The organism is Psychrobacter sp. DAB_AL62B, from assembly GCF_028895345.1.
Lineage (GTDB): Bacteria > Pseudomonadota > Gammaproteobacteria > Pseudomonadales > Moraxellaceae > Psychrobacter.
The window spans coordinates 35,782-50,588 of sequence record NZ_SAXC01000013.1; the positions used below are offsets into that span (position 1 = coordinate 35,782).

The window sequence follows — 14,807 nt, forward strand, 5'->3', positions numbered from 1 at the left end:
TTGGTTTTTAGCATTGATGGTTAACTCGATAGGCTGCTTTACTACCAACCTGGTGTCGCACTGTGTTCATCTTGATGGGCAAATAAAGGATGCGCGCGGGCTTCTTCCAACGTCAACACAGGGGTAACGCAAACATCTGCTGACTCAAAGATCCGCTGCCAGTAAGCAAGCGGCTGGCTAGCAAACTTATCAGCAACCACTTGAGCCGCCTCTTGACTGTCTTTGGTATTCGGCATGACACCCATTTGCCAGTGTTTGGTTTTGAGCTCTGGTAACGCTAGTACCTCACATAACCCTTGCCAAAACTTCAACTCTAGCGAACCCACTGCCATGTAGCGCTCGTCTGCTGTTTTATATAAACGATAACAAGGCAGTAATCCCCCTAAAAAGTCATGTTGCGGCTTTGGATTTTTACCAGAGAAGCTTTTTACCAGCTTTCCGGTCGCTTTAGGCATGACCATATGCTGATATAAGCTGTGCGTCATACTGACCGCGACGTGACGACCTTTACCGGTACGCTGTGCTGAAAACACGGCGGCCAAAAGGGCAATCACTGCCGTGTCACTACCGCCTGCCAAGTCTGCAAACTGGATATTAGGCATGGCCTGCTCGCCAGCGGCTGTCTTGAGCTGGTCAAGCACGCCGCTCATCGCCATAAAGTTGATATCATGACCAGCTTTGTCAGCCCAATTATGTTTAATATGCGGCTTAATTTGAGAGTCGTCACTGCCGTCAGACATTCCATCAGCCATGCCATAACCAGTAATCGATACCATGACCAGCTTGGGGTTGAGAGCATGTAAGCTTTTGGCATCCAGTCCCATACCTTCAAGCACTTCAGGGCGGAAGCTGTCGAGCATCACATCCGCATTTTTTAGATGCGCTTTGATAGCTTCAATGCCTTCAGGGTCACGAAAGTCAACCTTCTCAATTGTCTTACCGTGATTGAGTGCGGTAAACAAATCACCCAACGCACGCGCAGGATCTCCATTTTTCGGCTCAATCTTGATAATCTCAGCACCTAAGTCTGCAAGCAGTCTGGTGGCAAAAGGTCCTGGGAGATTGCGCGTCAAGTCAACGACGCACAATCCATCCAAGCAATTTGTCATAGTATTAGCTAAATTAGCCATCGACAAACTCCTCGCCCTTTTCAGCCATTTTCACAAGAATCTGAGCCGGTTCAAAACGCTCACCATATTGATTAGCAAGCTCGCGGCTACGCTCAACAAACTTTTTAATGCCTACTGAGTTGATGAACTGTAACGTACCACCTTGGTTAGGTGCAAAACCCCAGCCAAAGATAGAGCCGATGTTGGCATCCGCCACGGTACGTACGACATTTTCCTCGAAACATTTCGCGGTCTCATTAGCTTGGACGTATAATAAACGGTCAACCAAGTCTTGCTGCGATGGTTGCTCATCTTTAGTTGGATACAGTTCAGTGAGCTCAGGCCATAAGCGCTTTTCACCATTTTCAGGATAATCATAGAAGCCTTTAGCGACTTTCTTACCTTCGCGGCCAAGCTCATTAACCATTTTTTCAACCACTGGCATGGCAGGATGTGGTGTGAACGTTTTACCTTCAGCTTCTAGTGCCCGCTTAGCTTGTTGCATGACATGTAATGACAGGCTGAGCGATACTTCATCTTGCAGCGCGAGTGGTGGCATGGGCATGCCAGATTTCATACCAGCAACTTCAATGCTGCGCGGATGTACGCCTTCACTTAACATCGCAATACCTTCTGAGACATAAGTACCGAATACACGAGAGGTATAAAAACCGCGGCTATCGTTGACTACGATTGGGGTTTTAGCAATCTGACCGACATAGTCAAAGCTTTTGGCTAAGGTTGCCTCATCAGTGCCTTCACCAACGATAATCTCAACCAACGGCATCTTATCAACTGGCGAGAAGAAATGCAGACCAATGAATTGGCTTGGACGTTTGCTGGCTTTTGCAAGCTCAGTAATAGGCAATGTAGACGTATTTGAGGCATAAACAGCAGTTTCTGGTATCACTGCTTCAGACTTACGGGTACATTCTGCTTTGATGTCTACATCTTCGAAGACCGCTTCGATAATTAAATCACAGCCTTCTAAATCGTCATAAGACACCGTCGTTTTGATTTTATCTAATAACGCTTGCTTTTTGTTCTCGTTTGATTGACCACGACTAATGGCCTTATCTAACAACTTAGTAGAATAGTTTTTGCCTTTTTCAGCGCCTTCGATCGCCGTATCTAAAAGAACCACTTCTATGCCCGCTTTGGCTGAGACATAAGCAATACCTGCCCCCATCATGCCAGCACCGAGAATACCGACCTTTTTAGTTTTATAGCGCTCAAAGCCTTCAGGTCGTGATTGGCCTTTTTTGATGCTATTAAGTTGCGTCCAAAGGGTAGTAATCATATTTTTGGATTCAGCTGAGAGCACACAGGCGACAAAGTAGCGTGACTCAATCTCAAGACCGGTATCGATATTGACCATGCAACCTTCAAACACACAAGACATAATGTGCGTAATTGCAGGATAGTTGCCGTGTGATTTTTGGTTGGCCATCGCAGGTGCAATAGAGAATATCGGTACTATTTTAGGATTTTTGCTATCTCCACCTGGAATTTTAAAGCCTTTTTTATCCCAAGGTTGCTGAGCATTTGGATTGGCTTTGATCCAGTCTTTGGCCTGCGCTAACATATCTACTTTATCAGTGGCAACGGCATCAATCAGACCCATATCTTTAGCAGCAGCTGGACGCAGCTCTTTACCTTGAGTCATAAGCTCTAATGCTGCTTGAATACCAACCAAGCGCGGTAAACGCTGAGTACCACCGCCGCCCGGTAGCAGACCCAATTTAACTTCAGGTAGACCAAGTTTGGTTTTAGGAGAATCAATCGCTATACGATAATGACAAGCCAATGCCAGCTCTAAGCCACCGCCGAGTGCTGTTCCAGTTATGGCAGCGACTACTGGCTTACCGGATGTTTCAAGTTTACGTAAGCTACCTTTAAGATCTTCGACCAACTCAAAGGCTTGTTCGGCTGTTTGGATACTAGCCAATTGGTCAATATCGGCACCGACGACAAAGGTTTCTTTACCAGAGGTTAAAATCAAACCTTCGGCGGACGCATCGTTGATAAAGCTATCGGTCATCTTAGCAAAGGAGTCTGTAAAACCATCACCGATGACATTCATTTTACGGTCTGCTTGATCGATAATAACGGTGATGATTCCGTTATCCGATTCGGCAGAAAAGTGGTTCAATGCATTGATGGTATCTACGCTATTTGTACTCATATTAAGTCCTTCTTATATTATTGTATTTCGCTTTAATCAGTAAACACTAATGACAATCACTAAAAACCTATCAGTGCTATTTATCAGTGCTAGACGCGCTCAATGATAGTCGCAATCCCCATACCACCGCCTACGCACAAGGTGATCATCGCTGTTTTCAAGTCGCGACGTTCTAGTTCGTCAAGTACCGTAGTCATAAGCATCGCACCTGTCGCGCCAAGAGGATGACCCATCGCGATAGCGCCCCCATTGACGTTGACAATATCAAGTGAGATGCCAAAGTCGTTGGCGGTATTGAGTGGTACGGCAGCAAAGGCTTCGTTGATCTCCCAAAGATCAATATCCGAAGCTTGCATGCCCGCTTTATCGAGGGCTTTTTGACAGGCAGGTGTCGGACCTGTCAGCATGATGGCGGGTTCTGAGCCGATGACTGAGGCCATAGTGATTTTGGCACGTGGTTTGAGACCAGCTTTCTTACCAGCAGCAGCGCTACCGACTAAGCAAAGCGCAGCCCCATCAACAATGCCTGACGAGTTACCAGCGTGATGGACGTGGTTGACGTTTTCAATGGTGGTGTATCTATCTAATATAACGCTATCAAAACCCATTTTTCCCGGCATAATAAAAGAAGGGTTAAGCCCAGCTAAGGTTGCCACATCGGTGTTTGGACGAATAGTTTCATCTTTATCTAATAGCAGCATGCCATTCATATCAGTGACAGGGACGACTGATTTATCATAGTAGCCTTGCTCCCACGCAGCAGCAGCACGGCGATGCGATTCGGTGGCAAACTCATCGACATCAGTACGACTAAAGCCTTTGAGCGTCGCTATGGTATCTGCGCCAACCCCTTGCGGGACAAAGTGTGTCGCCTCGTTGACGCGTGGGTCCATGTACCACGCCCCACCATCAGAACCCATTGGGACGCGACTCATCGATTCAACGCCACCTGCAACCACCATATCTTCCATACCTGACATGACTTTGGCAGCGGCAAGATTGATCGACTCAAGACCTGATGCGCAAAACCGAGATAAGGTTAAGCCTGCGACACTCTGATCCCAGCCTGCATCAATGACCGCAATGCGAGCAATATCAGAACCTTGTTCGCCAACTGGAGTTACACAGCCAAGCACCACGTCATCAACTAAGCTGGTGTCTAAGTTATGACGCTGCTGCATCTCTTTTAACAAAGTGCGAACTAGCCAAATAGGCGTCGCTTGATAAAGCGAGCCATCTTTTTTTCCTTTGCCACGTGGTGTGCGAAGTGACTCATAAATGTAGGCGGTCTCAGTCATAAAAAATCCCTTTTTGCAGATGGTAAATAGAGTTGGAAAATAACAGCTATATTATATTTATAAAATAATGGTAATTAATATTACCTTTAACTATAATACTTACAATCTCATTAAATTCTAATCTGTATGGCTATTATATTAGAAAATTAATACAAGTTGTGCAATAAATTATTTTACAATGGTAATATATATTGTCTTTATCCATTTACTATAAACTCTAAAACTATCCAAAAGCTAAATACTATAAGGGAACATTAAGGTATGAAAACCACTCGTTCAAAACCACAATTTAGTACTGATGATGGCGCTAATCACAGAGTTAGCAAGACTCATGCTAAGGCTAGTAGTAAAACCAATAGTACCGTTTCCAAAAAAGAGGCTCAGAGTAAACCCTTATTTTTGGCTCCTTTATCCGACATGCGACCCGCCACTTTAGACAAAATAGAAAAAGCTGTGCGCCAATTATTTGCAGGTCATGATGCAAGCGACATCACTATGATACAGATTGCAAATGCGGCAAACGTGTCGCTGCAAACGCTCTATAAATATTTTGGTGATAAACAAACGGTGCTCTACACTATTATGGATTTGGTACTCGGAAGGTTAGCGGCGAGAATGATGGATCATCTACAAGGCATTGATAGTGTGGAGGATCGCTTACGCAAGACATTGTGGGTATGTCTTGATTTTGTAGATACTCAGCCTGACGCCGTGATGGTGCTGTCTAAAGTATCGATAGCGCGTTTTCACAACATTGCTATTTATAAGAATAAAGAGCTTATTAATGCGTTTTTGAGTGTACTAGAGGATGGTCAAAAACGAGGGGTACTCGTTGATACAGTACCACTGCATATTCTATTTGATGTGTTTATGGGATTCGTCAGTCGACTTGGCATTATGCAGAATATTCGTCAAGCAGATACGCCACTAAATGCAAATTTTGACGTTTTATTCGGTATGTTGTGGCGCTCGATGTCTAAGCCTGAAATATCGGCACCCTAAAGTAGCATACAAGTTGCTGACGGTATTGCTCACAATAAAAAGTAAATAAAAGCTTAGTGAATGATATTAGGCTAAACGATAACGTAACACACCTGCTGGATCTGAATCGTCGCAGACTACCTGCCCGATATTGACTAAAAAAGTAACATGCGCAAAGGTTACCTCAGTCGGCAAAGGACCATAGAGCAAGTCCAAAAATGACTAGCCTTCTTTTACCCCCTCCATATCATCTAGTGAGGCGTCCATCTGCTGATAAAATCGGTTTAAATCGTCATAATCTTTCGCATTACGATGATTTTTCTCATTCACCGCTTGCCGCATTTCCTTCAAATTCAACCATCTTTATATTAGCCAAAATTAAGGTTAAATTAAAAGCAAAAAATTTAATAAAAAAAGCCGAATGCTACTTTTAATAGTAACATTCGGCTTTTTTATGCGTGCTTCTAATAGTTAGAAAGAAGTACGGCGATAGTTGCGGTATGTTGGTAACCAAAAATTGGCTTTTAATCGACGTTCTAAATTTTCTGCCGTTACAGGTAATGCCAATCTATCTTCAATCGCTTGTAGGGCAACTGCATAGGCTATCTTTTCACTGATCTCTCTAATGAATTTAATAGGCGGTAATATTGCACCGGGTACTTTTTCATATTCCATTGAGATATCCGCAAGTGCTTGGCTTGCAGCCATTAACATGTTATCGCTGATACCTGTCGCGTGTGCGGCTAAAACACCTAGACCAATACCTGGAAAGATATAGCTATTATTACACTGGGAAATCTCGAAAGACTGACCTTCAAAAGTGGTATTAGGGAAAGGACTACCCGTCGCGATAATTGCCTTACCACGACTCCAGTTAGTCACTTCCTGTGGTGTGGCTTCAACACGAGACGTTGGGTTTGACAGCGGTAATACAATTGGATTTTCAGTATTAACACATAATGCTTCGATGACCTCTTGGGTAAACAGACCTTTTTGCCCACTTACGCCGAACAATACCGTGATTCCTGCTTGTTTAACCACTTGCGCTAAACCGAGTTTCTGACTCTTATCCCAATGTTCAATAGCTGATTTTTTTTGTACTAACGGTGCTTGGAATTCTTGCAGCTCTGTCATGTCATCAGTTAGTAAACCATAACGGTCAACCATAAATACCTGACTGCGAGCCTGCTCTTCCGTTAACCCTTCACGCTGCATTTGGCGAATAATATGCTCGGCGATACCGCAACCAGCTGAACCTGCACCTAAAAAGGCAATGTTTTGTTGACTAAGCTTTTGACCTTTATTTAAACACGCTGCTATCAATGTACCGACTGAAACAGCAGCGGTTCCTTGAATATCATCATTAAAGCAACATAGCTGATCACGATATTTATTCAATAATGGGGTCGCATTTTCCTGTGCAAAATCTTCAAATTGTAATAATACCTCTGGCCAACGACGCTTAACGGCTTGAATAAACAAGTCTACAAATTCATTATATTCATCACCAGAAATCCTTGGATTTCTCCAACCCATATACATAGGATCGTCAAGCAATTGTTGATTATTAGTACCGACATCTAGCAATATTGGTAGGCAATAAGCGGGACTAATACCACCACAAGCGGTATATAAAGCCAATTTACCGATTGGAATTCCCATGCCGCCAATACCTTGATCACCTAAGCCTAAAATACGTTCACCATCGGTCACAACGATGACTTTTACCTTTTGTTTGGTAGCGTTTTGCAGCATGTCATCGATTTTATGACGCTCAGGATAAGAGATGAACAAACCACGTTTACGACGATAAATTTGAGAGAATTTTTCACAAGCTTGACCAACCGTTGGGGTATATATGAGCGGCATCACTTCCTCAATATGCTGCTCAATCAAATGATGAAATAATGTCTCATTGGTATCTTGTATATTACGCAAGTAAATATGCTTATCCATATCACTCGTAAATGAGCGCAGTTGATGATAAGCACGTAATGATTGCTCTTCAATCGTCTCAATATTATGAGGTAATAAACCGGTTAAATTAAAGCTATCGCGTTCTTCTGATGAAAAAGCGCTACCCTTATTTAATAAAGGGGTTTCTAATAGTGCTGGTCCAGCAAAAGGAATATATAACGGACGTTTGTTTGTCATAATAAAATCTTCTTATTAAAGTGTATGATGGTACAAAGTTAATGGTTTAAATATTTTTAACGATTTATGAAATAACAGAAATGATTTAAATTCATGTTTTTATCTAACTTTTTTAACATTATTCAAACCAACACAATTCAGGATTGATACCCATAACAAATTAAATCTCTTCCATAAGCCTTCAGTATTGATAATGAAGGGATTGTTTTATTGGGTTTGCTTCATTGAATAAGTCAGTTAGAGGTCGAGCAATGCTAAAAAAATTGTAAAGGTAAACGTGGTAAACCAATCACTCGACGAGGCGTTTACCATGACCAAGAAAATGCAGAGCTATAGTACAGAATTTAAAGCAGAAGCTGGCAAAAAAACTGCTAACTTAAGTGTAACGGCTCAGGAATAGCGATGTAAACGTTACCCTATTGGCTATTGTCAGAACAAAACCAATCAAAGTAAGTTTGTTGGCAAAAAACCATGATGACTTGGTTAAATCTTAACACTTGGGTGTATCTTGACAAGTGAGCAGAAAATAGTCATTGTAATAGTTAAGCATAGTCTAGCACAAAGGTTATTTAAAAATACCTTGTTACAACTTACCATTAATGCTATATTTTAACTGGTTGATAAGTACCTACACTTTTTCAACCAAAACCTCTTAGTTTATCCTTCGTAAAAACCGTTACCGCAAGAACACCATAAAAAGAACGCAGTAAGTAGTAAAGTGACCAATCACCTGCAACTCCTTTCTTTGACATGGTTAATTTTTTAAATCTGAAAAACACAAAAACCAAACTGTATGAGTCAGGAAGACTCTTGCATTAAATTCGCATGAACCCCTGCTTATACAACTATTGTGCCCCCTTTTTATGCACTTACAAGGATGTAAATCATGTCGCTACAAAACCCAATTTTTATTCCTGGTCCTACCAATATTCCTGACAGATTACGTCGCGCGATGAACGTGCCGACGCAAGATCACCGTGCTCCTGATTTCTCAGACACGTTTTTACCAGTGCTTGCTGATTGTAAAAAAGTATTTGGCACTCAAGATAGCGAAATTATCCTATTTACCTCTAGCGGCACAGGCGGCTGGGAAGCAGCGATTAGCAATACCTTGTCACCTGGTGATAAGGTTCTGATTGCACGCTACGGTATGTTCTCTCATCGCTGGATCGATATGTGTCAGCGCCATGGACTTGATGTGCAAGTCGTTGAATGCGATTGGGGTACAGGCGCACCTGCTGACCAATTCCAGAAGATTCTAAGCGAAGATACTGCACACGAAATCAAAGCCGTCATGGTTACTCATAACGAAACCGCGACAGGTGTTTTAAGTGATATTGGCGCCGTTCGCAAAGCCATGGATAGCAGTGACCACCCTGCTTTATTATTCGTCGATGGCGTTAGCTCAATTGCTTGTGTCCCTTTTGAGATGGACGCTTGGGGTGTAGACGTTGCTGTTGCCGGCTCACAAAAAGGCTTTATGCTGGCAACGGGTATGGCAATATTAGGCGTCAGTCAAAAAGCCTTGGCTCATATGGAAGAAGCCAAGCTACCGCGTACCTATTTTGACTTCCGTGATATGTTAAAAGCCAATGCCAACGGCGGCTTTCCTTACACGCCACCATTAAATCTCATCTATGGTCTAAGAGAAAGCCTTGAGATGTTGTTTGACGAAGGTCTTGAAAACGTCTATGCACGTCATTACCGTTTAGCCGAAGGCGTAAGACAAGCCGTTAGTGCTTGGGGTATGAAGCTATGTGCCAAAACGCCTGATCTTTACTCTAATACCGTAAGCGCCATCTTTGTTCCTGAAGGCTTCGATAGTAATGAGCTTACTGACCATGCTTTTAATAAATACGGTATCTCTTTTGGTATTGGTTTGGGCGAGATGAATGGTAAAGCATTCAGAATCGGTCATCTAGGGTCATTGACTGAAGTCATGGTACTAGCAGGGCTTGCAACGATTGAAATGGCAATGGTTGATTTGGATTATCCAATCAAACTGGGTCAAGGCGTCGCTGCTGCGCAAGAATATTATCGCAACAGCGCACCCACTAAATAAAAGCCATTAAATAACAAGTAATTAAACAAAAGATGAAGGACTATTTTTTATGATCACAAACGATGATGGATTAGTGATTCCAACCCTTGATGATATGCTAGAGGCGCATGAGCGCATCAAACCATATATCCATCGCACTCCCGTTTTGACTTCTCGGTTTTTAAATGAGATGGCAGGCTGTGAGATGTTCTTTAAATGTGAGAACTTCCAAAAAGCTGGCGCCTTTAAAGTACGTGGCGCGTCAAACGCGGTGTTTGGTCTGTCTGACGAAGCAGCAAAAAATGGCGTCTGCACGCACAGCTCAGGCAACCATGCCCTATCTTTATCTTATGCAGCGGGTCGTCGTGGCATACCGTGTAATGTGGTGATGCCGCATAGCGCACCAGAAGCTAAAAAAGCAGCTGTACGTGGTTATGGCGGTATCATTACTGAATGCCAGCCATCAACCACTTCACGTGAAGAAGTGTTTGCCAAGGTTCAAGCAGAAACGGGCGGCGACTTTGTCCATCCGTACAATGACCCACGCGTAATCGCTGGACAAGCGACCTGCTCACGTGAATTTTTAGAGCAAATGGAAGAGATCGGCGTGAAGCCTGACATGGTGGTAGCTCCAATTGGTGGCGGCGGTATGATTTCAGGCACCTGCTTGACGCTATCTAATCTAGCCCCTGATGTCAAAATTTATGCTGCAGAGCCTGTCAATGCTGATGATGCCGCGCGCTCATTTAAAGCGGGTCATATTATCGCTGATGATGCCCCTGAAACGGTCGCTGATGGCTTAAAAGTACCGCTTAAAGACTTGACTTGGCATTTCGTCAACAATTATGTGACTGATATTTTAACGGCGACTGAAGAAGAAATTATTGAAGCGATGAAGCTGACTTGGACTCATATGAAAATCATCATCGAACCAAGCTGTGCCGTACCGCTTGCTGTCATCCTAAAGAACAAAGACGTTTTTGCAGGTAAAAAAGTTGGCGTTATCATCACTGGTGGTAACGTTGATCTTGATAAGTTGCCTTGGAACTAATTAATTAGAACTAAATATTAGGCATTAATAACTAAGCATCATTTGTACGAAAATTAAGCGTTAACTAAGCGCAAATAATGCGCAAGTTTAAACGGCTTTTTATAAAACTAACTCATAACATGGAAGAATTAAAATGATTACTGAAGAATTAGAAGTAGGTTACAACGTACCGGCCGCTGTTGGTATGGACGAAGCTGACATTCAAACCCCTTGTTTGATCTTAGACTTAGATGCCCTTGAGCGTAACGTCAAAAAAATGGGCGATTATGCTAAAGACCATAATATGCGTCACCGTAGCCACGGTAAAATGCACAAATCAGTTGATGTACAACAACTACAAGAAGAGCTTGGCGGCGCGGTTGGCGTTTGCTGTCAAAAAGTTTCTGAAGCAGAAGTGTTTGCACGTGGTGGTATCAAAGATATCTTAGTATCAAACCAAGTACGCGAGCCTGCTAAACTTAAACGTCTAGCTAACTTGCCTAAATTAGGCGCAAAAATCACCGTTTGTGTCGATGACGTCGATAGCGCAGCTGAGCTATCAGCTGCTGCAACCGAAGCGGGTACTGAACTTAATTGCTATATCGAAATTGACTGTGGCGCAGGTCGTTGTGGTGTTACTACTACCGAAGCCGTTGTTGAAATTGCTAAAGCAATTGACGCTGCAGAAAATATCCATTTCACTGGTATTCAAGCTTATCAAGGTGCGATGCAACATATGGATAGCTTTAGTGATCGTAAAGCTAAAACACAAGTGGCTATCGATCAAGTTCAACATGCTATTGATGCCTTGACTGAAATCGGTCTAAAACCAGAATTCGTTTCAGGTGGCGGTACGGGCAGCTACTACTTCGAAAGTAATTCAGGTGTTTTCAATGAATTACAGTGTGGCTCTTACGCATTTATGGACGCCGATTACGGTCGTATCTTAGATGAAGATGGCAACCGTATCGATGCTGGTGAGTGGGAAAACGCCCTATTCATCCTAACTTCTGTGATGAGCCATGCCAAACCTGACAAAGCCATCGTTGATGCTGGTCTAAAAGCGCAGTCAGTTGACAGTGGCCTACCCTTCATCTACGGTCGTGATGACGTTGAATATGTTAAATGTTCAGACGAACATGGCGTCGTAAGTGATCCAAATGGCGTACTTAAAATCAATGAAAAACTAAAACTGGTACCAGGTCATTGTGATCCTACTTGTAACGTTCATGATTTTTATATTGGTGTCCGTAACGGCAAAGTTGAAAAAGTATGGCCAGTATCTGCACGCGGTAAAATGTACTAAGAACTGTATTAAGAACTATGAGCTGAATTAGTTTGGTTTTATCAGTTTAGTTTAAAGGGGGCTGTTGTAGCTTTAGCCTACAACAGCCCTTATTTACTTAAAGTATTTAAGAATTACAAATTAAGAAGTATAAAAAGGAATTTATAATGAGTGAAGAAAATAACAGTAACGATGCTAACAATGAAGGCTTATTGATCGTATCAGAAGCCGCTTGCAAATCAGTGATTGATCGCCCTTCTGCATTTATCGCGGTTGAAAATGTGTTTGCATCTATGTCACGTGGCGATGCCTACAACTTTCCCGTTATTCGCGAAGCTATCGGTTATGCTGATGCGCTATATGGCTTTAAATCAGGTTTTGACCGTGCTGGTAAATCGCTGGGTTTAAAATCAGGTGGTTATTGGCCAGGCAATGCGGCTAAAGGTTTGACCAACCATCAGTCAACGATTTTCTTATTCAATCCTGATAATGGTAAATTGCGTGCCCTAGTTGGCGGCAACTACTTAACGGCGGTACGTACTGCCGCAGCATCGGCAGTATCAATCGCCCATCTAGCACGTAAAGACAGCAAAGTGCTTGGTATGGTTGGTGCAGGTCATCAATCTACTTTTCAGCTACGTGCCGCTCTTGAACAACGCAACTTTGAAAAAGTAGTTGCTTGGAATAAGAATAAAGATCGCCTTAAAAACTTACAAGCGGTTGCTGAAGAATTAGGCGTACCGTTTGAGTCTGTTGAGCGCGAACAGTTATGTAGCGAGGCAGATGTGATCATTACCATTACTTCAGCGTTTGAGCCACTGCTTATGAAAGAGTGGATCAAACCCGGTACGCATATCGCTTGTATGGGTACTGATACTGTGGGTAAGCAAGAAGTTGATGCTGCTCTGATAGCGTCTGCTACCGTATTTACTGATGAAATCGCGCAATCGATCACTATTGGTGAAGCACAGCATGCGATTAAGTCTGGTGCTATCAAAGAAAGTGATATTACCACGCTTGGCGATGTCATCAACGGTGAGCATCCGGGTCGTAGCTCAGCTGAAGAAATTACCATTTTTGATGGTACCGGTGTTGGCTTGCAAGATTTAGCAGTAGCTTCCGCTGCGGCTAAGCTTGCTGTCGAGAAAGGTGAAGCTCAGCACATCTCGCTATAGTTTTCGTTATAACTGTCATTATAAATATGATACTAGCCACTGTATTTTAGATACCGCCAAATAATGAGTTTATTTGGCGGTTTTTTTATAATGCTTATTAAAACTATGAGACTACTTTTAGTACTGCTAAAAGTAGTCTTATTCATACAAGGGTGATAATAATTATTCACCAACCCTATCTATCTCAGATACTGATAGCAACTCGATGTTGCTGCCGATATTCTCTAGGCGACATCCCATAAAGTCTCTTAAAGGCTTGGCTAAAGGTTGAATTTGAAGCATAACCGATCAGCTCACTGATTTGACCGATACTATTTTGTTGTAAGCGTAGATGACGGGCGGCGATACGTAAGCGGTACTCAATCAAATAAGTCATTGGCGGTACACCAACAGTATCTTTAAAGCGCTGAGTAAAGCTTGAACGAGACATCCCCGCCTCTCTAGCAAGCTGGTGAGTCGTCCAACTATAATTTGGTTTATCATGCATAAAGGTCAGCGCTTTCGACAAGTACGGATCCTTAATTGCTACTAACCAGCTTTTTGTTGTATTAGGCAGGCTTTCAATATAAGTACGCAGGCACTCGACCATCACAATACTTGCCCAAAGATTAATCATCGCAAGTTTACCCAAACGCTCGTATTCAGATTCTAATCTTAAGAACCCAACCGCTCTATCAAGCGATCTAAACCGACTCTCGTGCATATGTTCATGTTCAGGCAGAATTACTGGTAACGCAGATAATAGCGGTCCTAGCAAATCTTTATCATACTGACACTCAACCAATATCAATTGCGCGTTTAATGTTATGCCCTGAGTGCACTCAATAGTACCTTGATCATAATTAAATAGCGTCTTATCTAGCGGTTTGGCATTGTTTCCATGATGATTTTGCGCATAACAAACATGCTTATTGGCATTCGGAACCATAACGATGTCACCCTTATGAATTCTTTGAGAGACATCTCCTATCTTCATATTAAAACTGCCAGACTGAACCAAATAAAAATAGATAGTATCGCTATTCGTTATTGAGTAGGCCCAATCGCCTGTTACCTTTAAACCATAGTACTTCGTTTCACTTAAATGCTGTGTTTGCTGTAATAACGTACTGAGCGCGTCCATTAACCCTGTCCTTAATATTTTAAGATGAATAAAAACCCACTCTCAACTTAATTCAGCAACCGAGGAATAACGAATTAAACCAAAATGTAAATTTATCATACTGCAGCCTAGGTTTAAGAAACCGTCACTATTCGTATATTTATTAAATATAAGCCATATTAATTTTAATACGAACTAATATTTATAAACTTATGTTTATTAAAAAAGGTAAAACTATATGTTATTTATAGTCCTACCTATGCGCTCAAACTCTCATTCTGAGCGAGATAAAAAGGGAGTACTTTACTATAAAAATAAGACCTAATATGTGTCCGTTGCCTACAACTCTTTAGTTATTTGCCATTACAGTAAATTCATATTGTGCCATATTTATTAATGACATATATTACATATATTCTGCATTGTTAAATTATGTTGTTAAATAGT

11 protein-coding genes are annotated in these 14,807 nt (G+C 42.2%); 5 read left to right on the forward strand and 6 right to left on the reverse strand.

The window, feature by feature from the left end; translation table 11 throughout:
* Positions 1-41 precede the first annotated feature (41 nt).
* The 3 genes from EPB74_RS12455 to EPB74_RS12465 form a co-directional block, all read right to left on the reverse strand.
* Positions 42-1,130 carry a CaiB/BaiF CoA transferase family protein gene (locus EPB74_RS12455; protein ID WP_274904467.1) on the reverse strand — a complete coding sequence of 363 codons (1,089 nt, stop codon included), beginning with the start codon at positions 1,128-1,130 and terminating at the stop codon, positions 42-44.
* Complete coding sequence (locus EPB74_RS12460; RefSeq protein WP_274904468.1) at positions 1,123-3,294, reverse strand: 3-hydroxyacyl-CoA dehydrogenase NAD-binding domain-containing protein; 2,172 nt, start codon at positions 3,292-3,294, stop codon at positions 1,123-1,125. Before EPB74_RS12460 ends, EPB74_RS12455 begins: the two co-directional genes overlap by 8 nt.
* An 89-nt stretch (positions 3,295-3,383) precedes the next feature.
* Positions 3,384-4,592 carry an acetyl-CoA C-acetyltransferase gene (locus tag EPB74_RS12465; RefSeq protein ID WP_274904469.1) on the reverse strand — a complete coding sequence of 403 codons (1,209 nt, stop codon included), beginning with the start codon at positions 4,590-4,592 and terminating at the stop codon, positions 3,384-3,386.
* A gap of 261 nt (positions 4,593-4,853) precedes the next feature.
* Here EPB74_RS12465 and EPB74_RS12470 point away from each other — a divergent pair, with 261 nt between their 5' ends.
* The gene (locus EPB74_RS12470) at positions 4,854-5,594 is read left to right on the forward strand and encodes a TetR/AcrR family transcriptional regulator (protein ID WP_274904471.1); all 741 of its coding nucleotides are present in this window, start codon (positions 4,854-4,856) and stop codon (positions 5,592-5,594) included.
* Between the two features lie 66 nt (positions 5,595-5,660).
* Here EPB74_RS12470 and EPB74_RS12475 read toward each other — a convergent pair whose 3' ends face one another.
* Both EPB74_RS12475 and EPB74_RS12480 read right to left on the reverse strand, forming a co-directional pair.
* A complete protein-coding gene (locus EPB74_RS12475) occupies positions 5,661-5,789 on the reverse strand; it encodes a hypothetical protein (protein ID WP_274904473.1) in 129 nt (42 codons plus the stop codon).
* 255 nt (positions 5,790-6,044) lie between these two features.
* Positions 6,045-7,727: an NAD-dependent malic enzyme gene (locus EPB74_RS12480; protein WP_079691472.1), complete on the reverse strand. Its 1,683-nt coding sequence runs from the start codon at positions 7,725-7,727 to the stop codon at positions 6,045-6,047.
* Positions 7,728-8,613: 886 nt separating this feature from the next.
* Between EPB74_RS12480 and bhcA the strand changes: the two genes are divergently transcribed.
* The 4 genes from bhcA (at position 8,614) to bhcD (ending at position 13,258) form a co-directional block, all read left to right on the forward strand.
* Positions 8,614-9,789 carry an L-aspartate--glyoxylate aminotransferase BhcA gene (gene bhcA, locus EPB74_RS12485; RefSeq protein ID WP_274904474.1) on the forward strand — a complete coding sequence of 392 codons (1,176 nt, stop codon included), beginning with the start codon at positions 8,614-8,616 and terminating at the stop codon, positions 9,787-9,789.
* A 49-nt stretch (positions 9,790-9,838) separates the two neighbouring features.
* Positions 9,839-10,819 (forward strand): beta-hydroxyaspartate dehydratase BhcB, encoded by a 981-nt coding sequence (gene bhcB / locus EPB74_RS12490; RefSeq protein WP_274904475.1) that lies wholly within the window; start codon positions 9,839-9,841, stop codon positions 10,817-10,819.
* A gap of 133 nt (positions 10,820-10,952) precedes the next feature.
* Entirely contained in the window at positions 10,953-12,104 is a 1,152-nt protein-coding gene (gene bhcC / locus EPB74_RS12495; protein WP_089555865.1) for a 3-hydroxy-D-aspartate aldolase BhcC, read from the forward strand.
* Positions 12,105-12,250: 146 nt separating this feature from the next.
* A complete protein-coding gene (bhcD, locus tag EPB74_RS12500) occupies positions 12,251-13,258 on the forward strand; it encodes an iminosuccinate reductase BhcD (protein WP_079691468.1) in 1,008 nt (335 codons plus the stop codon).
* Between the two features lie 184 nt (positions 13,259-13,442).
* Here bhcD and EPB74_RS12505 read toward each other — a convergent pair whose 3' ends face one another.
* Positions 13,443-14,381: an AraC family transcriptional regulator gene (locus tag EPB74_RS12505; RefSeq protein ID WP_274904476.1), complete on the reverse strand. Its 939-nt coding sequence runs from the start codon at positions 14,379-14,381 to the stop codon at positions 13,443-13,445.
* Positions 14,382-14,807: the final 426 nt, after the last annotated feature.